Origin of the sequence: Acetobacter sp. (assembly GCF_022483985.1) — a bacterium.
GTDB lineage: Bacteria > Pseudomonadota > Alphaproteobacteria > Acetobacterales > Acetobacteraceae > Acetobacter.
In genome coordinates this window covers 2,159,854-2,183,406 of the sequence record NZ_JAKVME010000001.1, presented here as the reverse complement: position 1 = coordinate 2,183,406, position 23,553 = coordinate 2,159,854, and the positions used below count along the sequence as shown (strand labels likewise).

At 59.0% G+C, this 23,553-nt stretch carries 23 protein-coding genes; 13 read left to right on the top strand and 10 right to left on the bottom strand.

The genetic code is table 11. The features are described 5' to 3' along the window. Positions 1-25: 25 nt before the first annotated feature. From flgF to LKE90_RS09665, 3 genes are all read right to left on the bottom strand, one after another. Positions 26-766: a flagellar basal-body rod protein FlgF gene (flgF, locus tag LKE90_RS09675; RefSeq protein WP_291493755.1), complete on the bottom strand. Its 741-nt coding sequence runs from the start codon at positions 764-766 to the stop codon at positions 26-28. A gap of 92 nt (positions 767-858) precedes the next feature. Further along, positions 859-2,061, bottom strand: coding sequence for a 5-demethoxyubiquinol-8 5-hydroxylase UbiM (ubiM, locus tag LKE90_RS09670; RefSeq protein WP_407066097.1), 1,203 nt, complete (start codon positions 2,059-2,061; stop codon positions 859-861). A gap of 35 nt (positions 2,062-2,096) precedes the next feature. Next, positions 2,097-2,702, bottom strand: coding sequence for a nitroreductase family protein (locus LKE90_RS09665; protein ID WP_291493759.1), 606 nt, complete (start codon positions 2,700-2,702; stop codon positions 2,097-2,099). Positions 2,703-2,866: 164 nt separating this feature from the next. On the opposite strand from LKE90_RS09665, the gene LKE90_RS09660 reads away from it, so the two are divergent. Further along, positions 2,867-3,478, top strand: a complete 612-nt coding sequence (locus LKE90_RS09660; protein ID WP_291493761.1) for a hypothetical protein — start codon at positions 2,867-2,869, stop codon at positions 3,476-3,478. A gap of 63 nt (positions 3,479-3,541) precedes the next feature. Here the strand turns inward: LKE90_RS09660 and LKE90_RS09655 are convergent, their stop codons facing one another. The 3 genes from LKE90_RS09655 to LKE90_RS09645 form a co-directional block, all read right to left on the bottom strand. Further along, positions 3,542-4,813 (bottom strand): MFS transporter, encoded by a 1,272-nt coding sequence (locus LKE90_RS09655; RefSeq protein ID WP_291493783.1) that lies wholly within the window; start codon positions 4,811-4,813, stop codon positions 3,542-3,544. 172 nt (positions 4,814-4,985) lie between these two features. Further along, entirely contained in the window at positions 4,986-6,752 is a 1,767-nt protein-coding gene (locus LKE90_RS09650; protein ID WP_291493763.1) for an alginate export family protein, read from the bottom strand. Positions 6,753-7,317: 565 nt separating this feature from the next. Then, positions 7,318-7,473, bottom strand: a complete 156-nt coding sequence (locus LKE90_RS09645) for a hypothetical protein (RefSeq protein ID WP_291493765.1) — start codon at positions 7,471-7,473, stop codon at positions 7,318-7,320. 183 nt (positions 7,474-7,656) lie between these two features. Between LKE90_RS09645 and purU the strand changes: the two genes are divergently transcribed. Next, positions 7,657-8,535, top strand: a complete 879-nt coding sequence (purU, locus tag LKE90_RS09640; RefSeq protein WP_291500996.1) for a formyltetrahydrofolate deformylase — start codon at positions 7,657-7,659, stop codon at positions 8,533-8,535. Between the two features lie 135 nt (positions 8,536-8,670). On the opposite strand, the gene dctA is transcribed toward purU, so the two are convergent. Further along, entirely contained in the window at positions 8,671-10,032 is a 1,362-nt protein-coding gene (gene dctA / locus LKE90_RS09635; protein ID WP_291493055.1) for a C4-dicarboxylate transporter DctA, read from the bottom strand. A gap of 193 nt (positions 10,033-10,225) precedes the next feature. Between dctA and LKE90_RS09630 the strand changes: the two genes are divergently transcribed. Next, positions 10,226-11,479 carry a DNA recombination protein RmuC gene (locus tag LKE90_RS09630; protein WP_291493057.1) on the top strand — a complete coding sequence of 418 codons (1,254 nt, stop codon included), beginning with the start codon at positions 10,226-10,228 and terminating at the stop codon, positions 11,477-11,479. A gap of 282 nt (positions 11,480-11,761) precedes the next feature. Next, entirely contained in the window at positions 11,762-12,808 is a 1,047-nt protein-coding gene (locus LKE90_RS09625; protein WP_291493058.1) for a PQQ-dependent sugar dehydrogenase, read from the top strand. 175 nt (positions 12,809-12,983) lie between these two features. Here the strand turns inward: LKE90_RS09625 and LKE90_RS09620 are convergent, their stop codons facing one another. Beyond that, positions 12,984-13,619 (bottom strand): hypothetical protein, encoded by a 636-nt coding sequence (locus LKE90_RS09620; RefSeq protein WP_291493060.1) that lies wholly within the window; start codon positions 13,617-13,619, stop codon positions 12,984-12,986. A 108-nt stretch (positions 13,620-13,727) separates the two neighbouring features. Here LKE90_RS09620 and LKE90_RS09615 point away from each other — a divergent pair, with 108 nt between their 5' ends. Beyond that, on the top strand, positions 13,728-15,290 hold the full coding sequence (locus LKE90_RS09615; RefSeq protein ID WP_291493062.1) for an ADP-ribosylglycohydrolase family protein: 1,563 nt from the start codon (positions 13,728-13,730) through the stop codon (positions 15,288-15,290). 214 nt (positions 15,291-15,504) lie between these two features. On the opposite strand, the gene LKE90_RS09610 is transcribed toward LKE90_RS09615, so the two are convergent. Further along, positions 15,505-17,175 (bottom strand): TSCPD domain-containing protein, encoded by a 1,671-nt coding sequence (locus tag LKE90_RS09610; RefSeq protein WP_291493064.1) that lies wholly within the window; start codon positions 17,173-17,175, stop codon positions 15,505-15,507. 249 nt (positions 17,176-17,424) lie between these two features. Here LKE90_RS09610 and LKE90_RS09605 point away from each other — a divergent pair, with 249 nt between their 5' ends. The 7 genes from LKE90_RS09605 (at position 17,425) to LKE90_RS09575 (ending at position 22,350) form a co-directional block, all read left to right on the top strand. Beyond that, positions 17,425-17,793, top strand: a complete 369-nt coding sequence (locus LKE90_RS09605) for an NADH:ubiquinone oxidoreductase subunit NDUFA12 (RefSeq protein ID WP_291493066.1) — start codon at positions 17,425-17,427, stop codon at positions 17,791-17,793. Between the two features lie 179 nt (positions 17,794-17,972). Continuing rightward, positions 17,973-18,539, top strand: coding sequence for an outer membrane lipid asymmetry maintenance protein MlaD (gene mlaD / locus LKE90_RS09600; RefSeq protein WP_291493068.1), 567 nt, complete (start codon positions 17,973-17,975; stop codon positions 18,537-18,539). Further along, on the top strand, positions 18,536-18,757 hold the full coding sequence (locus LKE90_RS09595) for a hypothetical protein (RefSeq protein ID WP_291493070.1): 222 nt from the start codon (positions 18,536-18,538) through the stop codon (positions 18,755-18,757). Before mlaD ends, LKE90_RS09595 begins: the two co-directional genes overlap by 4 nt. 20 nt (positions 18,758-18,777) lie before the next feature. Next, positions 18,778-19,380: a DUF2155 domain-containing protein gene (locus tag LKE90_RS09590; RefSeq protein WP_291493071.1), complete on the top strand. Its 603-nt coding sequence runs from the start codon at positions 18,778-18,780 to the stop codon at positions 19,378-19,380. Between the two features lie 251 nt (positions 19,381-19,631). Further along, complete coding sequence (gene otsB / locus LKE90_RS09585; protein ID WP_291493306.1) at positions 19,632-20,375, top strand: trehalose-phosphatase; 744 nt, start codon at positions 19,632-19,634, stop codon at positions 20,373-20,375. After that, a complete protein-coding gene (locus tag LKE90_RS09580) occupies positions 20,375-21,733 on the top strand; it encodes an alpha,alpha-trehalose-phosphate synthase (UDP-forming) (RefSeq protein ID WP_291493308.1) in 1,359 nt (452 codons plus the stop codon). Before otsB ends, LKE90_RS09580 begins: the two co-directional genes overlap by 1 nt. 53 nt (positions 21,734-21,786) lie before the next feature. Then, positions 21,787-22,350, top strand: a complete 564-nt coding sequence (locus tag LKE90_RS09575; RefSeq protein ID WP_407066088.1) for a disulfide bond formation protein B — start codon at positions 21,787-21,789, stop codon at positions 22,348-22,350. On the opposite strand, the gene LKE90_RS09570 is transcribed toward LKE90_RS09575, so the two are convergent. After that, positions 22,319-22,486 carry a DUF1328 domain-containing protein gene (locus tag LKE90_RS09570; RefSeq protein ID WP_291493311.1) on the bottom strand — a complete coding sequence of 56 codons (168 nt, stop codon included), beginning with the start codon at positions 22,484-22,486 and terminating at the stop codon, positions 22,319-22,321. The genes LKE90_RS09575 and LKE90_RS09570 overlap by 32 nt on opposite strands. Before the next feature lie 267 nt (positions 22,487-22,753). Between LKE90_RS09570 and LKE90_RS09565 the strand changes: the two genes are divergently transcribed. Next, on the top strand, positions 22,754-23,533 hold the full coding sequence (locus tag LKE90_RS09565) for an acetoin reductase (RefSeq protein WP_291493074.1): 780 nt from the start codon (positions 22,754-22,756) through the stop codon (positions 23,531-23,533). Positions 23,534-23,553: the final 20 nt, after the last annotated feature.

Below are 23,553 nucleotides of genomic sequence, written 5' to 3'. Positions count from 1 at the left end.
GTGTCAGATCGGATGAAGAAACAGGTCAGGACTGGGTCTGGGTGATCTTGTCGATCGCGTTCTGGCGACGGGTCGCTTCATTCTCGACAAGATTGGCCGTAATCTGGAAATCACGTTGGAGCTCGATAAGATTTGTCGTCTCGGTCATCATGTTGACGTTGCTGCCCTCCAGCATGCCCTGCCGGAGTTCCTTGACATCCATCTGTGTCGTCGGAGTGCCTGCACGGAAAAGCTCGTTGCCTTCTCCGTGCAGGTCGTAATTACTGGCCACCCGCACGAGCCCTATTTCCGCCGCCACGCCGTTTTCCGTGGACAGGGTGCCGTCGGAGGAAATGCTGATGGTGCGGTCCTGAGGACGCAGCATGATGGGCTGCCCCGTGCGGTCCAGCAGGGCGTGACCGGCAGCATCCGTGACGCTTCCGTCCGACAGGCGCTGAAAGCGACCGTTGCGGGTCAGGCGCACGCCTTGTGGCGTCATGACGGAAAAGAAACCTTCGCCGGTGATGGCGATATCGAGTGCATTCCCGGTCTGCTGGAGAGCGCCCTGCGTGAAATCCCGATAGGTCGCGCGGTCCTGCACATAAACTTCCGGGTTCTCGCCCGGAGCATGCGAACCACCTTTCAGCTTGGAAAGGTAATCAGCGAACTGGACATGGCCCGACTTGAATCCGGCGGTTGAGCCGTTTGCGATATTGTTCGCGAGCACACTCATGGCGCGTTGCTCAGCGTCCATGCGTGACAGCGCGATATAGGTCGTGTTGTCCATGCGGCAGACGTCTCCTTCTGAAGACACCCTGCCGTGTAAAAATTGACAAACAGTTTCTTCGGACAGGAGTCGTCTGTCCGCTTCACCGCGCGTCAGGCTGCGGGAGAACGGTCCATCAGCATGCCGGTGACGGCTGACTTCAAGGGAGGAAGAGCATCCGCGACCCGCAGACCAAGGCTGCGGAGCAGACGGAACGGCGCGGCGTCATGTGTATAAAGCGTCGCAATGCCGTTCGTGGCGGCAAAGAGCGGCATCGTGGCGGCGCGGTGTTTCTTTTCAAAACGACGCAGCACCGCCGCTGATCCGATATCCTGACCGTGCGAGAAAGCCGCCTCCACTTCGCTGGCCAGAACTTCCGCGCCACGCAGGCCAAGATTGAAGCCATGCGCCGTGATCGGGTGCATCCCGACCGCCGCGTCGCCAAGCAGCGCCAGCCGTCTGGCGGTAAAGCGGTGGGCGTAGACGCATTTGAGCGGATAGGCGTGGCGCGTGCTGACCAGCCGCATGGCGCCCAGCCGGTTGCCGACACGCTCCATGATCTCGGCGTTGAAGGCATCCTGTCCAGTGTGCATCAGGCGCTGGATATCGGCAGGGGGAAGCGTCAGGACCAGCGATGAGGCATGTCCGTTCACCGGCAGAAGCGCGATGGTCTGCCCCTCGGCGAACCACTGAAGCGCGACGTTATGGTGCGGTAGGTCATGCGCCATGCGGCAGACCATCATCATCCGTTCGAAGTCGTGGATCACGGCTCCGATCCCGGCCCGCCGCCGTGTGGGGGAAAAACGGCCATCGGCGGCGATGACCAGCCGTGTCCGCAGCCGACGCGGCTGCGCGCCCTGACAGTGGACCACCGCCGTCATCGTGTCCTGCCGCACGGTCTCGACGCTGACGTCCGGCAGAAGGGTAATTCCCGACTGTCCCGAGGCTTCGGCATGCAGGGCGCGGCGGATCATGTTGTTCGATACCAGCCAGCCGAGGGGCGCTTCCTTCGTTCCGGCAGGGCGATCCGCTTCAAAGATCAGGGGGTGATTGCCCCGGCCAGTCTCGATACGGGCCTCGTTCAGTGGGCAGATCACCGTTTCCGGAATGTGCCGCCATGCGCCCAGCCGTTCGAGCAGCGCCCGCGCGTGGTAGGTCAGAGCGATTTCCCGACCATCGAATGCCGGTTCTGCCCAGGCCGCATCTGGAGCACGCTCCAGAACGGCCACCGAGAGACCGGCGGCATCCAGCGCCAGTGCTGCGGCAAGCCCGACCGGGCCGCCTCCAATGATGGTGACGTCGTGGTCCGGGGTCATGTCGTGATCGGGAAAGGTGCTCATGACACCCGCTCTTAATCCTTGTCAGCGTCGAAGGAAACCGGCTCGCCGGTCCATTCGGCCACGTAGGGCGCGACGGGGCGGCGTTTGGTTTCGTGGTCTTTCTTCTCCGGTGTACCGACAAAGAAGAAGCCTGCGAGCGCGTGAGGCGCCGGGAGCCCCAACTCTTCGGCCAGAACAGGATCGTACGCGACATCGCCGGACACCCAGACGGCTCCATATCCGGCGGCATGAAGGGCGTTCAGAAGATTCATACCGGCGGCGCCGACTGCAAGCTCCTGCTCAAGCAGGGGAATCTTGTCATCAGGACGCAGATGCATGCCCAGAACGATGGTCATCGGCATGGTGGAAAATCTATTGTAGCGCTTTTCCAGCTTCTTTGGGTCCGGTTCCGCATGCAGCCGTTTCATGCTCTCCACGATCCTTTCCGCGAGTTTGACACGGGCATCGCCCTTCACGACCACCAGCCGCCAGGGACGCAGCTTGCCGTGGTCAGGCGCGCGCATCACGGCGGAGAGGATGGTCTCCAGTTCCTCACCCTTGGGGGCGGGCTTGGTCAGGGCATCCGTGGAAGAGCGGGACAGAAGCGACTCAAGCGCGATGTGGGCATGTTTGTTCATCTGATCGGTATCCTGTTGAAAGGACGATGGGATGGAGGAGATATGGTGATGGATCATGGAATAATCAGGACATAAAGCCAACCATCAGTCATGCCTCCGAGTGGCAGACCGTAATTTTCAGGTTGGCAATTTCAATGATAGCTTTCAGGAAGAAAATGTATCTGATGCTGCCTGTACTGTGCCGTATTCATGTCGGCGCATTGCAACTTTGGAATAACTGTTTTTTTGAAAGTAAGACGACGAATATGAAATCGGTATTTCTCGGTTGGGTAGTGCTTTTTGGGTTTGTCCTGTTTTGGCTTGGGTTTCCGATCTTTATTGTAGAGACGTTGGGAGTAAATTATCTTGTCTGTAGCTTTGTTCGTATGTCATTGATTCTATGGATAGCTCTTTGGGGTGGTATTGTTTTCGGAATATTAATGTTTTTATATGTATTGTTTTGTGGAGAACGAAAGGGTGTGAATGAAAATTCACCACTGCCCCCGTTGGTATATGGAAACTATATCTCCAGCGGCACGATCCTGCATCGCGAATGTTTTCTTTATCCGCAAGGAGTGACTGCTGGTTATTATATTGCAAAACGTGATTTTGATTTCGATCATGAAAGACGTCAGTTTGAATATTCGCTTCAGGATGAACGAAGACCGACGAGAGTGGGGGAGTTCACCGAGTGGTTGCTCAACGAAGAGTTGATAGAAGATCTGTCATCCGGTCGATTGAGGGATTATTTTGACAACATGATGTCTGAAGGTGTGTGTCTGACGTATAAGGACTGAATATCTGTCACGTCGTCGAGACTTTGTTCTTTCAGGTAGCGTGTCAGTTTCTCCCGCCTTCGTTCATGCTGCATTATCCGGCAGCGTCGATCCACGGGCTGGCAGTGTTAGCGCAGTGATCAGCGTGCAGCAGGCGCAGGCCGAGACATACCACGCAAACCAGCTTTCATGTCCCGCATGGCGGCACCAGAGCGCGATATATTCCGCTGTGCCGCCGAAAACCGACACGGTGACGGCGTAGGGGAATGCGACGCCCAGAGCGCGGATACGGGTCGGGAACAGTTCGGCTTTCACAATGGCGTTAATCGAAGTGTAGCCCGACGCCATCAGCAGGGCGAGGGTGATCAGGGCGAAAGCCCCGAATTTGGAGTGGGTGTCCGCCAGCAGGGTCATCAGCGGAACGGTGCAGAGTGTGCCCAGCACGCCGAATGAAACCAGCAGAGGCTTGCGACCAATCCGGTCCGACAGAGCGCCGAACAGCGGCTGGGCCACGGCGAACACCAGCAGCGAGGCAGAGGAGATCAGCGTCGCTTCATCCTTGCCGAAGCCCAGCGAGTTGGCGAGGAATTTCTGCATGTAGATGGTGTAGGTATAGAATGCGACCGTTCCGCCAAGAGTCAGGCCCACGACCGTCATCACGGCGCGCTTGTGGCGGAGCAGCACTTTCAGGCCGCCTTCCTCCTGCGCCTGTTCAGCTTTTTTGAAGGCGCTGCTTTCCTCCATGTTCCGCCGCAGCCAGAAGATCAGGACAGCTCCGGCGGCTCCAAGAAAGAACGGGATGCGCCAGCCCCACGCGTTGATCTGTTCCGGTGTGAGAAACAGATATTGCATGAGCAGAAGCACGGCCATCGCGCCGAGCTGGCCCGTGATCAGGGTGACATAGAGAAATCCTGACCAGAAACCACGGGTTTCGGGGCTGGACACTTCCGCGATATAGGTGGCCGAGGCCCCGTATTCTCCGCCCAGACTCAGTCCCTGAACCAGACGGGCCAGAACGAGGATGATGGGCGCGGCCAGACCGATCTGGTCATAGGTCGGGCAAAGGGCGATTGCGAGAGAACCGATGCACATGGCGGCGACCGACAGGGTGAGGGCGCGTTTACGGCCATACTGGTCGGCGACGACGCCCATCAGCCAGCCACCGACAGGGCGCATCAGGAACCCGACTGCGAAAACGGCTGCCGTGTTCAGAAGCTCGGCGGTGTGGTCGTGTCCGGGAAAGAAGGCATGCGCGAAATAGAGTGCAAAAGCCGAATAGACATACCAGTCGAAATATTCGAGCAGGTTGCCCGCCGACCCGGAAAAGATACCACGCAGACGCTGGAGGTTTGTCATCTGGTCGGAAGCGGATGATGTCATTACGGCCTGTATTCCAGAAAAAAGCGGCGGGAAACTGTGGTTCAACTGGTCGGAACTGGGAAGCCCATAACAAGTTCCTTCCAGCAGATCCGGGTGAGCAGCCCGTAATGTCTGGTGGGGCTGCTCACGACAAGGGCTCGATCCATGATCAGAATGTCAGTTCAAGGTTGCTCTGCACGTAGGCGCCGGACGAAGCACCGGCCTTGATCATGGATTTACCCGCGAAGATATATTCTCCGTCGATACTGAACGTGATGTGGCGTGTCGCACGCCATGTGAAACTGGCCTGTGGGAGGGTGGCTGTATAGCCGCCATGAGGACGCAGGCCGTAAGGGGCGGTCGGGTTGGAATAGACGGCGTCGTTGGTGCTGTTGCGCCAGACGACGGGGACTTTCGCCAGCAGGGTGGTGTTGGGCGTGGGCGACATGGTCAGGATCGGCCCGACATCGATCAGGTTCTGGTTGCCCAGATAGGTGCTCATATCCAGATAGTAGGCCGAGGGCACGAAGGGCGACATATAGCTGCCCCACGAGCTGTTCCGCCCTTTTGTGTAGTCGCCGCCGGAGATGTCATCCGCCTGAATGCCGATGGCGGGGCGTCCCCACCATTTGGCGAAGCGCCACGAGGCCTGGGCGTTGAAGGAATAGGCGCTGACGGAGCGCGATGGGCCGTGATTGGCTTCGTTGAAATAGCCGCCCTGCCATGAACCGCCGACGGAGAATTCGAGTGGACCGGCATTGCCCCAGATACGCATGCCGGGCGTGTCACGACGTGTGGAGCCGTTGAGCACGCCTTTCTGCTGGGCAATCTGGGCGGAGGCCAGAAGAAAGCCAAGATAGTAGGTATCGACGAAAATCTGGCTCTTCCTACCCAGAAAAGTGAATGACGGCGCGGCATAGGATGTGTAGGCGCCAAACAGTCTCGTCCTGTAACCTACCTGATCCCTGAACGGGACATTGTTCAATGTCCAGTTGGTCATGGTCAGATCGAAGAAATCCACACGGAAATTTTTCCAGAATGAATAGACGCGTACGCCGTTCCATGAATAAGGAATCGTCGGATAGACGGAACCGGCGGTGAAGTAAGCTGGCGCGTCAAGGAAGGTCATGCGTCCGACCATCACGCCCATGTTGGCGTTGAGGAGATGCCCCTTGATTTCCACAAAAGCCTGCTGCGCGTCGAGCTTGCTGCGCCAGCGGCCGTTATTGTAGCCGTAATAGTTCGTGCCGCCGGCCTGTCCGCTCATGAGTTCGCCATACAGACGGACATGCTCGCCCAGATGCAGGTCCGCGCCGACATTCCAGCGGAAATTGTTGCGGTAGGCAGGGTCTTTCTTGGTCTGTCCGAAACCTGCCCGCTGGTCATAGAAATTGTGCTGACGGAAGTTGCCGCTGAAGGTCAGATAGATCGAGCCGCTGTTATTCAGGGGGATGTATTTCAGCGGGTCCATGAAGTCGATGCGGTTCTTCTTGTCCCGCAGATTGGACCAGTCTTCCGCCCAGCGGGAGATCGCGTAATAGCCTACGGTGCCCCAGCCGGATGCCGCGCCTGTGTTGGAATTGAAGATCCCCCACGGTCCCTGATGAAGCAGGGCGGGATTTGACTGCTGTTTTGTCAGAATCAGTGTCTGCGGCTGGGCGTAGTTTTCCGGGCGTGATTCCAGCGGCGGCAGAAGACTGCTGCTCCAGGGATTCGGCTTGCTGACCCGTGGCGACTGTGTCTGGGGAGCACTGCGAAATTCCTCCGGAATCTGCGCATGGTGGTTCACGTTGGCGTTTGGCGCCGTTTCCGCCATTGCGGGCGCAGCAAGCACGCACGGAAAGCCGGTCAGCACAGTCGAGAGGACCAGATGCCGCAGCGGAGAACGGAACTGTTTTCCTGAGGAGGGATGAGTGATGCGATGTTTGTTTTTCATTCTTTTTGCAGCCTGACGCCGTCGAAACTCATGCTGCTCTTGCATGGCAGCTCATACATACGCTGCACGCATATTTATGTTTCGTCACATCGAGAAAACGTGTGCTCATCAGGAAGTTAAGTTATGTGGTAAAATTATCACAATTATTCATTTTATAAATAAATAAGTTTTTGCGGACAGACGAGAATCCCCAGACATCCAGCACAATACCCGATAACGGGAATCTTCTGTCTATTCGACAGATCAGTGAAAAGAATACTGCTCATTGCGGGTTTGGGCGTACTTCGTGCGCTGGTGAAAGATGGACAGGTTTTTCCAGATGGCAGAGTCAAAACGCGCGTCCTGCGGTCCGGGAGGCGTGAACAGGACGTAAATTCACATCCATTTCGTCATGTTTTGACATAATTTGTGTGCCGTATGCAGAGGCTCCTGTGGTCGTCGGTACTGCATGGGGAGCGGGCCAGTATCACGCCGACGCTTGCAGAACAGTCTGCGAGCTGTGCTGACAGGCTTGCCTGAAGTGCGCCTCTGCCGCCTCATGAAAGAGGTAGCTGAGTGAACATGGCTACTGCGCTTCCGTCCATGTTCTCACAGGATGATGCGGGTCTCTTTCAGTCAGTGAGGCAGTTTCCGGATCACGCCTGTCATCCTCATCCTGAATATGAACAGTTTCGATGCGCTGGATGTCGCAGGCAGTCAGGAGACCGACAATCTGAGCCATTGCGGCGGGTTCCTGTCCACCGTACCCGGCAGGCATTAAGATTGGCAGAATATGTTCCGTTCATTATGAGCCACACAGAGGGCTATCAGCTTTCCCTCCCGGTTTTCAGGCTGGTAGTGCGCTTGCTCGACGGCTTCTCCGTTACATTCGATGGTTTTCTTTTTCGGAAATGGACTTTTGTGCATGACGACGCTCTCTCCCGGCAGCAAAGGCTACATTCTGACGCTGAGCTGTCCGGATCAGCCGGGCATCGTGGCCGCCCTGAGCCAGACCCTGTTCGAAGCTGGCGCGAACATTACCGAAGCGCAGCAGTTCGATGATACGGGCAGCGGCAGCTTTTTCATGCGGATCATGTTCGATATCGTGAAAGGTGGGCGCACGGAGGCCGATCTTCGCGGGATTGTCGAGACGCTGACGGGCCAGTTCCAGATGCAATACCGTCTGAACTGTCAGTCCTATCGTCCCAAGGTCATGATCCTTGTGTCGAAGTTCGATCACTGTCTGGTGGATCTTCTGTATCGCTGGCGGATCGGCGAACTTCAGATCGACCCTGTCGGTATCATCGCCAATCATCCTGAAGAGACATACAGGGATGTCGATTTCTACGGGATTCCGTTTCATTATCTGCCGATTACCAAAGACACGAAGACGGAGCAGGAGGCCCGCATTTTCTCGCTCGTGCAGGAAAGCCAGACGGAACTCGTCGTGCTGGCGCGCTACATGCAGATTCTATCCAATGAGATGGCATCGGTCTTTTCCGGGCGCTGCATCAACATCCACCATTCGTTCCTGCCGGGATTCAAGGGAGCGCGCCCCTATCATCAGGCGTGGAATCGCGGCGTAAAACTGATTGGCGCGACAGCGCATTATGTCACCAGCGATCTTGATGAAGGCCCGATCATTGAACAGGATGTCGAGCGCATCTCGCATGCGGACAGCCCGGAAGATCTGATCCGCAAGGGGCGCGATATCGAGCGCCGGGTTCTGTCACGGGCCGTGCGGTATCACATCGAGATGCGCACGATCCTGAACGGGAACAAAACCATCGTGTTCACATCGTGATCTGAACAGACGCCTCCTTCGGCAAAGGGTTTGTTCGCCGGAGGGTTCACGCACATGACTGTATTTCCCAAAAGGGAATGTCACGAGACAGGCGAGGATACAGGTTCCACGGACAGGCCTGAATCCTCTCATGCCTTAATGAAAATCGTTTGCGCCCTTCAGGGTGATTTCCTCATGGCCGGATACGAGGTTGTCCGGAATGCCCGCTTGTGGCGGAGGCAGCCGACCGGCCAGTGCGTCCTGTAGCCTGTCCATGTCCAGCGCGCCTTCCCAGCGCGCCACGACGATGGTTGCAACGGCATTGCCGACAATATTGGTGAGAGAGCGGCACTCGGACATGAACTTGTCCACGCCGAGGATCAGCGCCATGCCCGCGACCGGAATGGACGGCACGACGGACAGGGTCGCGGCCAGCGTGACAAAACCGGCTCCCGTAACGCCCGCGGCGCCCTTGGAACTGACCATGGCGACGAGCAGCAGGGCCAGTTGTTCTCCCAGGGACAGATGTACATCCGTCGCCTGCGCCACGAACAGGGCTGCAATCGTCATGTAGATGTTGGTGCCGTCAAGATTGAAGGAATAGCCCATCGGCACGACCAGCCCGACGATGGGGCGGTCACAGCCTGCCGCTTCCAGCTTCGCCATCAGGGTGGGGAGAGCGGATTCAGAGGAACTTGTTCCCAGAACGATCAACAGTTCCTCGCGCAGATAACGGAGAAGGCGGATGATCGAAAAACCGCACAGACGGGTGACAATGCCCAGAACCAGCAGAATGAACAGGATGGAGGTGAAGTAGAACGTGGCCACCAGCCAGATCAGGCTGATGACGGAGCCGATGCCGAACTTGCCGATGGTGAAAGCCATGGCGCCGAAAGCGCCGATCGGGGCTGCCAGCATGACAATCCGGACCACGCCGAACACAAGCTCGGTCAGTTGCTTGAACAGCTTGAGAACGGGCTCACCACGCGGTCCCATCTGCGACAGGCTGATGCCGAACACGATGGCGACAAACAGAACCTGAAGAATCTCGCCGGAGGTGAAGGCGCTGGCGGTCGTCGTCGGGATGATCTGGAGCAGGAAGTCGGAGAAGGAGTGGTCCTTCGCCCGTTCCACATAAGTCCCCACGCTGGCTGCATCGAGCGAATGAACGTCCACATGCATGGAAGCGCCCGGCTGGACGACATTAGCGACGATCATGCCGACAATGAGGGCGAGCGTCGAGAAAAACAGGAAATACGTCATGGCTTTCGCGCCGATCCGTCCCGCTTTTCCCAGATTGCCCATCCCGGCGATGCCGGTGGAGACGGTCAGGAAGATGACCGGCGCGATCACCATTTTCACCAGTTTGATGAAACCGTCGCCCAGTGGTCGCAGGGAGGCTCCCAGCCCCGGATCGAAATAGCCAAGCAGGACACCGGCCACGACGGCGACCAGAACCTGCACATAAAGGCTTTTCCAGAGTTGCCGCCGGGGGAGAGGAGAAGATGTTTCTGTCATTATCATGGCTCTTTGAGTGATCCCGCGCAGGAGAATTCTTGTTGTTTGTTGGTCCTGTCACAGCAGCAAGGCAGTGGGCGTAATGGTTTCGATAACAGGACAGGGGCCTCGCACCAAATCCCGGAGCACTTTCTTGTTTTGTTCTGATTTGTTAGAGGGGAGGCGTTCGATCGTTCAGAAAGCACAGTGAGTCATGGTTCCAACGTCTGCGGGCTCCCCTGAAACCGGTCTGTGGCTTGGGCTGCTGGTCTGCGCCAGTCTGATAATCGTCTTTCTACTCTTCATTCTTCTGCGTCGTCGTTCAACTTCTGGTGGGGGGAACGACAGCGACCTGCTCGCGCGGCTCTATGTGCTGGTGGAGAGGGAGGCCGGTATGCGTCATGCCGAAGCCGAGCAGCAGCGGGTCAGGCTGGCGGAAACCGAGCGGGCGCTGATCGGTCGTGTCGAGCAGATGCGGGCGGAACTGATGGAGCGTGTGGCGCATCTGTCCGGCGCGCTCGGCAAGGATCAGGCGGAGGTCCGCGCCATGCAGTCGGAGGCGCTCAGGGAGATGGCGGAAGCGAGCGCGCTTCAGTTGAACGCCATTCGAGGCGCCGTGACGGAACAACTGCATGCGGCGGTCGAGCGTCAGATGCAGACGTCCTTCCAGCGGGTTCTGGAGCAGTTCTCGGCCATGCAGAAAGCCATGGGAGAAGTGTCGGCCATGACGGCGCAGATCGGCGACCTCAAGCGCCTCTTCGGCAATGTCAAAACACGGGGCGGATGGGGAGAGGCGCAGCTCCGGGCCATTCTGGAGGACGTGCTTCCTCCCGGCACCTTTGAAGCCAACCGCCGCCTTGGACAGGGCCGCGATGTGGTCGAGTTTGTCGTGCGGATGCCCGTGCGCGGGCCAAATCCGCCGGTGCTCGCCATAGACAGCAAATTTCCGACGGAAGCCTATGAGCGGCTGCTCGATGCTGTGGCGCAGGACGACAGGGATGCGGAGCGAGGCTCGCGTCGGGCTCTGGAAAACACGGTGAAGATGGAGGCGCGCAAGATCGCCTCCAAGTATATCGTGCCGCCGGAGACGGTCGAGTTCGCCGTCCTTTATCTGCCGACGGACGGTCTTTATGCGGAGGTGGCGCGGGCGCCGGGACTGATTGACGAGATTGGCCGGACATGCCGCGTTCTGATCATGGGACCGTCACTCATGCCGGCGCTCCTGCGGACCATTCATCTTGGTTATGTCACGCTTTCTCTTGAGGAACGTACGGACACGATTGCCCGACTTCTCGGCGCGACACGGCAGGAAATGCTGAAGATGGACGGTGTTCTCGAAAAACTGTCCCGCAACGCACAGGCGATGAGTTCGACGATCGAGGATGCGCGGCAGCGGACACGGGTCGTGGCCCGGCAGTTGCGGAGCCTCGATACAACGGATGATGGTGGGGAAGAGGTGCTGCTGTAGCATGGCGCTTTTCACGTGACTGATGCGAGACGAGAGGATTTCTGGTGAAGATATGTTCCGGAGGAGCAGACTATGAGTGATGAGCGTCGGCGACGCGGGTTTTTGAAGAGAATCTGCTTTTTATCAGTTATTCTTCCCGCATTTGCAGGGATGGGTGTAGCCCATGCCCGCTCTCTTTATACAACCAGCGGGTCATGTGACGGATTTCCGCGTGTCAGTCTGGAGACACCCGCCGGAACATGCATGGGACTTGTGACTTCTGGTTTGCGTTTTCCGCGGGATATGGCTGTCAGGAGCTCGACAGTTTATGTCGTGGATATGGGAGGCTGGCAGCGTAACCGTGGTCGCCTTCTGGCGTTCGGACAGAATGGCCATGAGGCGGGCAAGGTGCTTCTGACCGGGCTGGATCGTCCCAGCGGTCTCGTCTTTGCATCCGATGGGCAGCTTTATATCGGCCTGCCTGACCGTGTCCTGCGTGTGGTTCTGCATGACAACGGTTCGGCGGAGACACGGGAGGTTCTGACCGATCTGCCTTCCGTTGGCCGTCACCCTCTCAAGGCTCTGGCGGCGGACCATGACGGCGGTCTGTATGTCAGTGAGGGGTCTGCTACGAATAATTGTGAAACAGCGTCGGGTGGCCTGCCGGTCGCTTCGCAAGCCTGTCCCGAGACGCAGGGAAAGGTGCCTCGCGCCTCGATCCTGTGGTTCAGGCCGAACGATAAACCCCAGCCTGCTTCGGCTGCGACTGTTGTTGCTACCGGTATGCGGAATCCTGCGGCGCTGACTGTCATGCCGAACGGGGTGCTGCTTGCCGCAGTCAATGGACGCGACAGCATCAACGCCGTTGATCCAAAGCTGTCCGATGAAACACTTCCTCATGAACCATTTCTCGTGGTGCAGAAAGGAAAAGACTATGGCTGGCCTTACTGTTTTGATGACAGGAAACCAGCCCCCGAATATCCAAAGCATGACTGTTCAGGGGTAACGCCACCGGATCTCCTGCTGCCTGCCCACGCAGCGCCTCTCGGTATGCTTGTTTATTCTGGAAGGGCTTTCCCGGAATTACAGAATAAGATTCTCATAGCGTATCACGGTTATCGGGATACCGGGCATCGTGTCATGAGCCTGACGATCAATCCTGATGGCAAACCGCAGGGTTCTCCGCAGCCGCTCGTTCAGGGGTGGCGTAACCTCACCCAGCCGGGCAGCGATCCGACAGGTTCGCCCGTTGGTCTGGCCGTAATGGCGGATGGAACCCTGCTGATTTCAGAAGATCATAACGGCACGGTGCTGCGGCTTGCGCCGGATCGGTCTGCCGGTCATCACTGAACAGGCGGGTTGAGGCAGGGATAACAGGGGGGCAAGAGAGCAGCTTCCATGAATTCTCTGCCTTGTGCTCTTATAAAGGTGCTTCTTGGTTGCAGGAGGAGGGAGCATCCTGACCTGATCATGATGGATAAAAATCTTTATTTCTGAAAGATATTTCGGATCCGGCATAAGTAGATCACGGGCCGGATATGTCGGTTGATTCTGAAAGGGTAAGAAATTTTCGAAGGTTGTCTGCTGTCCATAGTTTTCCGCCATGTGTCTGAAGGTGCCGTTCATTCAGCAGGTCCGCCTGCTGGCGTAACGACAGACCCTCCTGTCTGTCCAGAGCGCGCAGAATGGTCTGTCGATGCTCCGGCTTTGACTGCATGTGGTTCTTTTCCCTCATCCTCCATTCCCGGAAATGCCCTTGTGGATCGAAGAGCATTCCATCCACGATCATGGGAGTCGGAGGCAGCGCCACACATCGCTCTGGAGGCAGGCCTTTTCTCAATGCAGGCTGGGGACGCCAGCCTTGAGCGGCTGTGAAGTCCACGCTCAGAAATGTGGCGTTCGGGGGGCATTCCTGCGCCAGTTTTTCAAGGGTCGCCAGACTCTCGGATGTCGCCCGGTCAGGCTCCAGTTCCAGCAGAGCCACCTCCCGCTCCAGAATGCCGTTCACCTCGCGCACGTATTGTCGGATCAGATCACGCTGATAGCGGATGGTGCGGCTTTGCTGTGCCGCGACGTCGATATCGGAGGAAAGAGTGTCAAACCCGGCCCACGGAACAGGGCGGGTCCACGTCAGGGCGACATAGGATTTGTGAAGAGGCATGCGGAAAATCCCGACGGTTCGATATTGCAGCGCGCTTTCATGAAAAACGGCTTCAGGAACAAAGTGCGCGGGTGACATTCTGCCCCGCCAGACCCGAGGAGACCAGACTTGCGAGATTCCTTGAGCCATCCGCTGATGATCGACAGTTTCCATCTGGCTGAAGGCAGCGTCGGCATGACCCTCTGTCCGGGGCGAAAGGGACCGTCCCTTTCCGGTCCCGACTGGAACCGTGATGTGCAGGCGGACATTCTGCGCCTGCGCCTTTGGCGCACGGATATCGTGATCTCCCTGACAGGACAGGAAGAGATGGACCACCTGCGGGTCGGCAACATGAGCGCCGCCATGAGAGAGGCTGGGCTGCTGTGGTATGTCATGCCCATCCCTGACGCTGGCATTCCGGATACTGACTGGTTGCGGGTGTGGCGTCGGATTTCACCTGTGCTGCATCAGCGGCTGGAAGCGGGAGGCAGGGTCGTGATCCATTGCAGCGCCGGACTGGAACGTACGGCGCTGGTGGCTGCGCTGCTTCAGTGTGAGCGAGGCGAAAGTATCTCCCGAGCTCTGAAACAGATTGCAAAAGCCCGTAATGGTGCCGGACCGCTGCCGCGTCAGAGGGCATGGCTGGAAGAGCGGCGGAAGGAACACAGAAGGGAATGTCTGTTGTTCCGCGCCTGCCTGTTCGGAGGCGCCATTGGCGATGCGTTGGGGGCGGAAATGGAGTTCTGGTCTCTGGATCGTATCCGTCAGAGCTTTCCGAACGGTGTTGACCGGATTCTGCCGCATGATGGGCGTCCGGCGGCCATTACGGATGACACGCAGATGACTCTGTTTACGGCGGAAGGACTGATTCGTGCCGCTGTCCGCGGTAGTCTGAAAGGAATATGTCATCCTCCGAGCGTTGTGCATCATGCTTTGCTACGCTGGCTGATCACGCAGGGGGAGACACCAAAAACGCATATTCTTGACTGGTGTGGTCTCGTCAGTGATCCACGTCTGCATCGTCGTCGCGCGCCGGGAATAACCTGTCTGTCTTCCTTGGAAGCCGCTGAGCATTTCGGGGAAACGGCTGTCAACGACAGCAAGGGATGTGGAACGATCATGCGTGTTGCGCCGGTCGCCCTCTATGCCGGTCTAAACTCTGATTCTTTGGCTGATACGTGTTCCTATCTGACACATGCTCACCCAGCCGGTCGTGGTGCCGCACGGGCGCAGGCGCATATTCTGGCGCATTTGCTGCAAGGCGTTTCTCTGGAAGAAGCCGTCCGGTCTCTGAATGGGCTGGATCTGGACGCGGCGACAAGAACGGCCGTGGAGCGGGCCGGGGTCGCCTTACCGGATGGACGGCCGGAAACGGTTGCAACGCTTGGGCAGGGTTGGGTCGCGGAAGAAGCGCTGTCCATCGCGCTCTATGCGGCCCGTGTCGCGACAGGTTTTGAGGAAGGATTGCGTATCGCCGTGACACATTCAGGGGATAGCGACAGCACGGGAGCCATCGCCGGAAACCTGCTGGGGCTGTTGTTTCCCGAGCAGGTTATGGCTCATGTCTGGCGCACGCGGATCGAGTGCGCGGATCTGATCGATCGGCTGGCCAGTGATCTGTGCGATGTCGTGCATGGCGGAGCGGGTGAGCGTCTCGCTCTGCTCTTTTCGGAATTTTATCCGGGCAGGTGATATCAGAATCCTTTGCTCCGGGGAGATTACGGGGCGCTGTCCCGAACCCCGCGAGAGGTGTGCTTTTGGAAGCTGTTTTTTTAGGGGACAAATCGGGTCAAGGAGCCTGTGGTCTCTTTCGGGTACAGGCAGAACCCATATCAACCTTCGCAGGCGGCAGTCAGTCATGCCGCCCGCACAAGGCAGTCTTCTTCAGGAAATGAGAGGACTGTGATCAACTGACCAGCCGCAATCCCCGCCGGCCGCCCGGTGGTGACGGTTTGGCGGCATCGCCGCTTTTGAAATCGAACGGTAGCAACGGCGAACCTCCCTGCTGATCGTCCTCATGCGGCGCATCGGGTAGACGCTGTTGCAGATACAGGTTGGACAGCGCTCTGAAGGCGTAATCCAGAATCGAGGTCGCATAGGATGTGACCGGGTCACCCTCGACGGTGCCGGCGGGACCGAATGATGAGTAGGCGAACCGTTCGACGAAGTCTTCCAGCGGCGCGCCATATTGCAGACCGATGCTCACGGCCTGACTGAAGCTTTCCATCAGACCGCGCACCATCGCGCTTTCACGGGCCGGTGTCAGGGCGATCTCGCCAAGCGTGCCGTCTTCATATTCCGCTGTTCGCAGGAAGAAGCGATGACCACCGACCGAGGCCTTCTGGGCGATTCCGGTATGGCGCTCGGGAAGCGGCTGCAACGTGCCGCGTGGCAGGATACGGGGCGGTGGCGCCATCGTCGGGTCCGGGCGAGCCGGAACACGGTCCACAAATCCGGCGAGGGCGCGATACATCCGCATATGCGCGTCGGTTGTCGGCAGAATCAGCGGGCTTTCGCCCGCGAGAGAGGCCGCCAGCGCCGTTTCCACGGATAGACCCCGAGCGGCCAGCCGATTGAGCGTGCTTGCGGCAAGACGCCCATCGGGCCGGAGCGGGGAAAAGACAGGCGCAAGGCCGCAGGCCTCGCAGCCCAGCAGCGCATCGACAGGTCCGGTTGAGGAAAAGCCTGTTTCAATCCGGGCTTCTGGTGTGTCGGTATCGACGGCGGCGCGCGACCATGCGTCCCGGATCGCGGCGGACAGACCCGGCAGCACATGGCGATGCGGCATGAGGGGGAGATGGTCGCACCCTGTGCCCTCGCGGGAGACGAGTGTTGTCAGCGCGACGATCGAGCAGGCCGCGTCACGTCCGTCATCGCTGTCATAGTCGAGACCGAGAGCGGCGAGGCAGGCGTCCAGATTGGTCAGCAGAATCTCGCCCACGATCGGAAGCGGTGCGTCCGGAAGCAGGCTGCCTGTGATGTCGGCTTCGGCCGGGACTGATGGCGTCACCGGTTTTGCCGGGGATTTCATCTCGGACGGTGTGGTCGGCAGATCGAACAGCGTCGGTTCGGTGGTCGTCACCTCGTCAAGCGGCAGTTCGCCATTGCGCCGGGCGGCCTTGACGCGGGCGTCCGTGCGCAGAACGAGGCACAGCAGGCGGAGCGCCGCCACAAACGTCTCGGCGGCGAAATCCTCGCCCGGCAGCACGAAGGCGGCGAGGTTGAGGACGAATCCCGGCCGTCTGTCTGATGCGCCATGCCAGACGGCAAGTGTCGGCGCGGCCTGCCTGAGGATCAGGAGCCATGCGAGCGAACGCCCGCTGATGATTTCTCCGCGTGATGGACCAGCGTCCTTTGCGCCCGGCTGCGCTGCACCGGATGTAAAGGAGTCGATCCAGCGTGCGGACTCCATCGGCAGAGAGACCGGCCGTGTTCCGGTGACAATGTCCGCAAGAGCGGCGGCGGCCTCGTCATCCCAGTCGGCGGGCAGCGTAATGGCGCGTGCCGGGGCGTCGGGGTCGGCGGAGGCCATGACGGTGCGCATTTCGACACCGTTCCAGAAATGATGAGCGTTCATGCCGGAAGCTTATCGTTCCGCGAGAGGCGGGCGGAAGCGGGGCAGGCTGAGGATAAGGAGGGGATAATGGTCGGGAAAGCGAGGATATGGGGGATAACTTTTATCAAGGCTGGAAAAGGAGTGGAGTGACGCTTCCGGGGCGTGCGGCGATACGTCCGGACTCGTTCTCGGGGAGGTGCTGCGTAAAGTGAACGCGAGGAAGCGCGTGAGCGGTGGACGGCGGCAGTTCGACAGCCTATGGTCGTGCTCATGGCAACGCTTGGCACCCTTCTTCATACCCGCCTGCATGGACGTTTTGTGGGCAAGGACAATGATGGTCGCGCCTATTACGAGTCGCGGCGACCTACCCGTAAAATGGGTGGGGGCGAGCGCCATGAGCGCTGGGTCATCTACAGGAAGGGTGAGGATGCATCCGCTGTGCCGCCCGAGTGGTGGGGCTGGCTGCATTACATGGAGGATCAGCCGATCCCCATGGAGACCCGCAAGCCCTGGCAGTTGCCCTACGAGCCCAACAAGACTGGCACGGCGGAGGCCTATCGTCCTCCCGGCAGCGCCTACAGGGGTGGGCGTCGTCCGTCAGCGACAGGTGATTACGACGCCTGGACGCCGGAAGGCTGAGCGGCCGAAGTTTCAGACATGAACGGAAGCCGCGACAAAAGGGCACGTTTTAACGTGCCCTGAATAGGCGGATATGCGGGCGCGGGCATATTCTTGCCAGAGAGTTGCGCTACCGGGCTTGTCAGGCTTCATCATTCCAGACGACAAGAACGGATGATCTTAAAGGCGTATGAGAACTCATGAGTTCTGTTTCGACCACTTCCCGGCCTGCGGAGGCGCTGTCACCTCTTCGCAGAACACGTTCGACCGTTGAGCTCCTCGCGGGTTTCGCCGTGATCATCGCCTTCGTGCTTCTGCTGGGGCTTGCCGTAGTCAGCAGTGGCCGCAAGACGGATGCGGGCTATCAGCTCAGGGCAGGGTTCTCCCACATCGACGGTCTCGATATCGGATCGGCTGTAAAACTGGCCGGGATTTCGATCGGCCATGTCGTGTCCGCTGGGGTCGATCCGAAAACTTTTCAGGCGGAAGTCGTGTTCACGGTGCGTCCGGACGTGCAACTGCCGGTGGACAGCGCTGCCATCATCACCAGCGACAGTCTCCTCGGCGGCAAATATATCGCCATTTCACCCGGTGGTGACACGAAAAACCTGAAAGCCGGTGGTGAGATCAGCGAGACGCAGGGGTCGATCAGTCTTGAGCAGTTGCTGAGCAAGTTCATTTTCTCTGTCACGGATACGCTGACGCAGGCCAATCAGGCGAAGGCGAAAAAAGAAATGGATGCGCCGAAGGGCGAGACGCTGCCGTGACGGAGGTTCCCTCTCTCTGGCCTCAGTCGGATGGAACGCCTGTTTCCTGCACGGAAAAATTGCTGGTTCTCCGTCAGAACTGGGAAGAGTTGCAGGGCGTCATGCAGGACGCGTTTGAAGACGCGGTGCTGATGGGTGTGGATGAGGCTGAAATGAAAAAAATGCTGACGGCCCTCGTGGGGTCTCTCACCAGCCCTCTCGGCAGGTCTTCGGTATGACGGGCAGGGTGAAAACGAAGATGTTGGTACGGTCCGGTCGGGCGTTTCTGGGGCTGGCGTCAGTTCTGGTCCTCTCTGGAGCGGCTGTTGCAGCGGAGCCGCTGGCGCCACCGGCGATGTATCCGCGCAACACATGGCAGGGGAAGAGTACAGCCGTCGTGCGGGTGCTCAATCGTCTCGATTCCCGTGTTGAGACCGTGAAAATCCCGGTTGGTGAAACCTCTCATTACGAGACGCTTGAAATCGGCGTGACGCGCTGCCTGCAACATGCCCCGACAGCGCGTCAGGATGCCGCCGCATGGCTCGATATTCAGGATCGTCGGGCTGAAGGCGCGACTTTCCATGGCTGGATGCTTGCCGCCGAACCGTCACTGGGCATTCTCGAAAGCCCGATCTATGATGTGCATGTCGTGACCTGTGAAGGGAACGATATTCAGCCCATGCTGCCGACGCTGGAGCAACCGGCGGTTCCGCCTCTGCCCGGGAAGAAACCTGACAGTTCACAATCGGGTCAGGAGCAGGACAGCGGACATGGGAGCGATACACCAGAAAATAACGAAATCGCTCCATCTTCTTCCGGTTCTTCAACGGATCATGACGCGACGAACGGGGCTCAACCCTGACGTTGTTGCGATGGAGACGCGGAGCAGGGGATCTGGTCCGTCTGTAGCAATGCCGGTGACGCTATGGTGAAACGGGACACTCTACGCAGCAGGCGCGGCTCCATCAGTGAAACGACCTGTACGCGCTGCCCTCCGGGATGAGCCGGGTTGGCGCAGGCTGAACAGGCGAGCAGGGAAGGTATTTTGTCGTGAACTCTTCGGACAAGACTTCAGCTCCTCAGGATTCAACCGCCAAACTGACACGCAGTCATATGCCTCTGGGGCAGGTGGCGTTTCTTTTCGATTTTGACGGCACACTTGTCGATATTGCTCCCACTCCTGAGTCGGTGGTCGTGCCGCCGGGGCTGAAGGAGACGCTGCTCGCGCTGCGGGAAGCGACGGGTGGCGCTCTGGCGATCATCTCCGGGCGGCCTGTTGATCAGATCGACGCCTTTCTGGGTGATATACCGTTCGCCGTTGCCGGGGAGCACGGCATCGCCATCCGTCATCGTCCGGGCGGCCCCATTGAGCGGGCCGCTCTTCCCTCCGTTCCCAGCAGGTGGGTGATCGAGGCGCAGGAACTGGTCGCGTCCCTGCCGGGCACGCGATTGGAACGAAAGATCGGCGGGTTCGTTCTGCATTACAGGGGGGCGCCGGAAACGGGAGGGCAGCTCCGTAAGGCAGCGGAGGCGTGGATGAAGGAAGAAGATGGCAAATTCCATATTCAGTCGGCCAAGATGGCGTGGGAAATCAGGCCAGCCGGTGTGGACAAGGGTTATGCGGTCGAACTGCTCATGGAAAACGCTCCGTTTGCCGGTCGCAGACCGGTCTTTGTCGGAGACGACGTGACGGATGAGGACGCCATCAGGGCTGCCGCACGTACGGGAGGAGCCGGGCTGCGTATTCCGGTTGATTTTCCGACGCCGTCGGTCTTCCGGGGCTGGCTTGCGTCTCTGGTTGAGGCGCAGGCCGGGGTGCAGGCTGGGGCGCGTCCGACGGACAGTGGGGCGGAGTGATGGGACGTCTTGTCGTTGTTTCCAACCGGGTGCCGGACCCTCGGGAGAGAAACAAGCCCGCGGGTGGTCTTGCGGTCGGTCTGGCCGATGCCCTGCGTGAGGATCAGCAGACCCTGTGGTTCGGCTGGTCTGGCCGACAGGTGGAGTCGGACGCGGATCCTGTGCCGTCTCTGGATACGCACGGGACGGTAACCTACGCCACGATTCCTCTGACCCCGACGCAGCATCGCGGCTATTATCAGCGTTTCTCGAACGGCATCCTCTGGCCCCTCTGCCACTACCGGCTGGGGCTCATGAATTATGGACGGGCGGACTGGCAGCAGTATCTTGAGGTGAACAGGATGTTCGCCCGGACGCTGGCTCCTCTTCTGAAGCCTGATGATATCATCTGGATTCATGACTATCATCTTTTTCCGCTGGCGCAGGAGCTGCGTGCGCTTGGCGTAACCGCTCCCGTCGGGTTCTTCCTACATATTCCGTTCCCGCCCTGGAGCCTGTTCCGCGCCCTGCCGCCGGCGACGGCCCTTCTGGAGGCCATGCAATCCTATGATCTCATCGGCGTTCAGACAGAAGAAGACGCCCAGAACCTATGGGAATGCCTGCGTGTCGAAGGCATGACCGACCCGTCCCGGGTAGTCGCCTGTCCGATCGGGATCGATCCCGTTTCCTTCAGCGAGGAGGCGAGGGAGGCTTTCGATGGGCCGGAGGTGCGTCGTCTGCGAGAAAGTCTTCATGACGAGCCGCTGATTATCGGCGTGGACCGTCTGGATTATTCCAAGGGGCTGGAAGAGCGTTTTCTCGGTTATGAAAAGCTGCTGATCCGTTATCCCGAGCATCATGGGCATGTCACCTATCTTCAGGTCGCGCCGGTTTCCCGTGGCGAGGTCGAGGAATACCGTCTGCTGCGCCGTCAGCTTGATGAAACGATCGGCCGGATCAATGGTGTCTTCGCCGCCTATGACTGGACGCCGATCCGCTATCTGACGCGACCTATCGCACGTCAGACACTGGCGGGTTTCTATCGTCTCGCCGATGTCGCGCTGGTCACGCCCCTGCGTGACGGCATGAATCTCGTCGCCAAGGAATATGTGGCGGCACAGAACCCGGATGATCCCGGCGCGCTTGTCCTGTCACATCTGGCGGGGGCTGCGCCGGAGCTGGATGAGGCGCTGCTGGTCAACCCGCACGATGCGGACGCGATTGCCGATGCCCTGCATCTGGCGCTGACCATGAAAAAGAAAGAGCGCAAGCGTCGCTGGGACATCCTCAACAGTGAGGTCCGCAACACGACAGCCGGTTCCTGGGCCCGGGATTTTCTGAAAGCCCTGAATCGTACCGGAAAGACCGGTACCGGGTGAAATTCATGTGGGGTGCTGCTATACGCACGTTTCCCGAAACACATGATTTCCATGTGGAACAGAAAGCTTGGCGCATGGTGCTGATGCCACGACGCAGAATTTTCAATAAACAGACACCCGGAACGGTACGCCTGCCCAGCCTCCTGCTGATAGTCGCGGGGGTTGTGGCGATGCTTTTCGTATGGTGGGTGCAGGACGGGCTTGGCATAGCGCCCTGTGCGCTCTGTCTGTGGGAACGCTGGCCCTGGCGTGCGTTGGTGGTGATCGGGGTGATCGGTCTGCTCGTGCCGCGACGCTGGGCCAGAACCGTGGCGTGGTGCGGCGTGCCGGCATTGCTGGTCGATCTCGTTCTTGTGGGCGTTCACGCCGGGGTCGAGTGGCGCTTCTGGAAGAGCCCGCTGCCCGAATGCCTGTCCCCGCATCTGACCGGCGCGACAATGGCGGAGCGGCTGGCCTCCATGCCGTTACGGCCCTCCAAGCCCTGCGACATGCCGACCTATCTTTTTGACGGGCTGCCGGTCTCCCTTACCGTGATGGAGGGAGTGGCAGCCCTGACTGTTCTTGTTCTGCTTGCTGTCGGGTTGCTCAGCCCCTTCTGCGGCCGAACAAGAGGCTGATGACGAACATGACGATAAAGATGAAGAACAGGATCTTGCCGATATAGGCAAAATTGGCGGCTATGCCGGAAAAACCGAAGACCGCCGCGATCAGGGCGAACACCAGAAAAATCAGGGTCCAGCGTAAAAGGTCCATGGGAAATACTCCTGTTCCGTTCCTTCCAGAACGCATGCCGGAGTTGAAAAGTTTCCCCACGCCCATACGAGGATTTCTCCTGATCAAAGCTTCTTCCTGATGGAAATCAGGGCTGTTTCCGGCAGGCCTGTCGCGTTTATGCGACAGAACGGACAAGCTGTTGTCACGAAATTGAGAGACTGAACCTGCGTATTTTGTAATCGGAAATGCAGGCGTGATGTGCTGCCGGGGCACGGCCGAAGCCGATGTCCAGCGGGAGGGGGCAGCATGACAGCATCAAAAAAAGTCGCACTGGTGACAGGCGCGGCACAGGGGATTGGCAGGGGCATCGCCCTGCGTCTGGTGCGTGACGGATTTGCCGTCGCTCTGGTCGATATCAAGCGGGAAGCGCTGGATGGGGTGGCCGGAGAGATTCACGAACAGGGCGGAACCTGCACCACTTTCAGTGCGGATATCGGGGACCGGGAGCAGGTTCGGGCCGCCGTGGATCACGCTGATCAGACGCTGGGCGGCTTTGATGTCATGATCAACAACGCCGGTATTGCACAGGTGAAACCGATTGCCGCCGTCACGCCGGAAGATGTCGAGCGAATTTATCGCATCAATGTGCAGGGTGTCCTGTGGGGCATCCAGGCGGCGGCAGACCGGTTCATGATGCGGCAGCAGAAAGGAAAGATCATCAACGCCTGCTCCATTGCCGGTCATGAGGGATACGCGTTGCTGGGGGTCTATTCCTCGACGAAATTCGCCGTGCGGGGACTGACACAGGCAGCGGCCAAGGAATATGCCAGCAAGGGGATCACAGTGAACGCCTACTGTCCCGGTGTCGTGGGAACCGACATGTGGGTCGAAATCGACAGTCTTTTCGCCGAACTTACAGGGGCTGAAAAAGGAGCGACCTTCAATAAATATGTTGAAGGCATAGCCCTTGGCCGTCCGGAGACACCCGACGATGTCGCGGCGCTCGTGTCCTATCTTGCCGGACCGGATTCCGATTATGTGACGGGTCAGGCGATTCTGATTGATGGAGGCATGGTCTATCGATGACCGTGTTGCAGAAACGCGAT

What these genes read in the sequence shown, in the direction of transcription:
- ubiM (WP_407066097.1), bottom strand. Translation starts at nt 2,061, where the DNA reads ATGACCCCGGACCACGACGTCACCATCATTGGAGGCGGCCCGGTCGGG.
- LKE90_RS09580 (WP_291493308.1), top strand. Translation starts at nt 20,375, where the DNA reads ATGGGACGTCTTGTCGTTGTTTCCAACCGGGTGCCGGACCCTCGGGAG.
- LKE90_RS09570 (WP_291493311.1), bottom strand. Translation starts at nt 22,486, where the DNA reads ATGGACCTTTTACGCTGGACCCTGATTTTTCTGGTGTTCGCCCTGATC.
- mlaD (WP_291493068.1), top strand. Translation starts at nt 17,973, where the DNA reads ATGAGTTCTGTTTCGACCACTTCCCGGCCTGCGGAGGCGCTGTCACCT.
- LKE90_RS09645 (WP_291493765.1), bottom strand. Translation starts at nt 7,473, where the DNA reads ATGGCTCAGATTGTCGGTCTCCTGACTGCCTGCGACATCCAGCGCATC.
- LKE90_RS09565 (WP_291493074.1), top strand. Translation starts at nt 22,754, where the DNA reads ATGACAGCATCAAAAAAAGTCGCACTGGTGACAGGCGCGGCACAGGGG.
- LKE90_RS09665 (WP_291493759.1), bottom strand. Translation starts at nt 2,702, where the DNA reads ATGAACAAACATGCCCACATCGCGCTTGAGTCGCTTCTGTCCCGCTCT.
- LKE90_RS09610 (WP_291493064.1), bottom strand. Translation starts at nt 17,175, where the DNA reads ATGAACGCTCATCATTTCTGGAACGGTGTCGAAATGCGCACCGTCATG.
- LKE90_RS09655 (WP_291493783.1), bottom strand. Translation starts at nt 4,813, where the DNA reads ATGACAAACCTCCAGCGTCTGCGTGGTATCTTTTCCGGGTCGGCGGGC.
- LKE90_RS09660 (WP_291493761.1), top strand. Translation starts at nt 2,867, where the DNA reads ATGCTGCCTGTACTGTGCCGTATTCATGTCGGCGCATTGCAACTTTGG.
- otsB (WP_291493306.1), top strand. Translation starts at nt 19,632, where the DNA reads ATGCCTCTGGGGCAGGTGGCGTTTCTTTTCGATTTTGACGGCACACTT.
- LKE90_RS09590 (WP_291493071.1), top strand. Translation starts at nt 18,778, where the DNA reads ATGTTGGTACGGTCCGGTCGGGCGTTTCTGGGGCTGGCGTCAGTTCTG.
- flgF (WP_291493755.1), bottom strand. Translation starts at nt 766, where the DNA reads ATGGACAACACGACCTATATCGCGCTGTCACGCATGGACGCTGAGCAA.
- LKE90_RS09630 (WP_291493057.1), top strand. Translation starts at nt 10,226, where the DNA reads ATGGTTCCAACGTCTGCGGGCTCCCCTGAAACCGGTCTGTGGCTTGGG.
- LKE90_RS09620 (WP_291493060.1), bottom strand. Translation starts at nt 13,619, where the DNA reads ATGCCTCTTCACAAATCCTATGTCGCCCTGACGTGGACCCGCCCTGTT.
- LKE90_RS09605 (WP_291493066.1), top strand. Translation starts at nt 17,425, where the DNA reads ATGGCAACGCTTGGCACCCTTCTTCATACCCGCCTGCATGGACGTTTT.
- dctA (WP_291493055.1), bottom strand. Translation starts at nt 10,032, where the DNA reads ATGACAGAAACATCTTCTCCTCTCCCCCGGCGGCAACTCTGGAAAAGC.
- LKE90_RS09650 (WP_291493763.1), bottom strand. Translation starts at nt 6,752, where the DNA reads ATGAAAAACAAACATCGCATCACTCATCCCTCCTCAGGAAAACAGTTC.
- purU (WP_291500996.1), top strand. Translation starts at nt 7,657, where the DNA reads ATGACGACGCTCTCTCCCGGCAGCAAAGGCTACATTCTGACGCTGAGC.
- LKE90_RS09625 (WP_291493058.1), top strand. Translation starts at nt 11,762, where the DNA reads ATGGCTGTCAGGAGCTCGACAGTTTATGTCGTGGATATGGGAGGCTGG.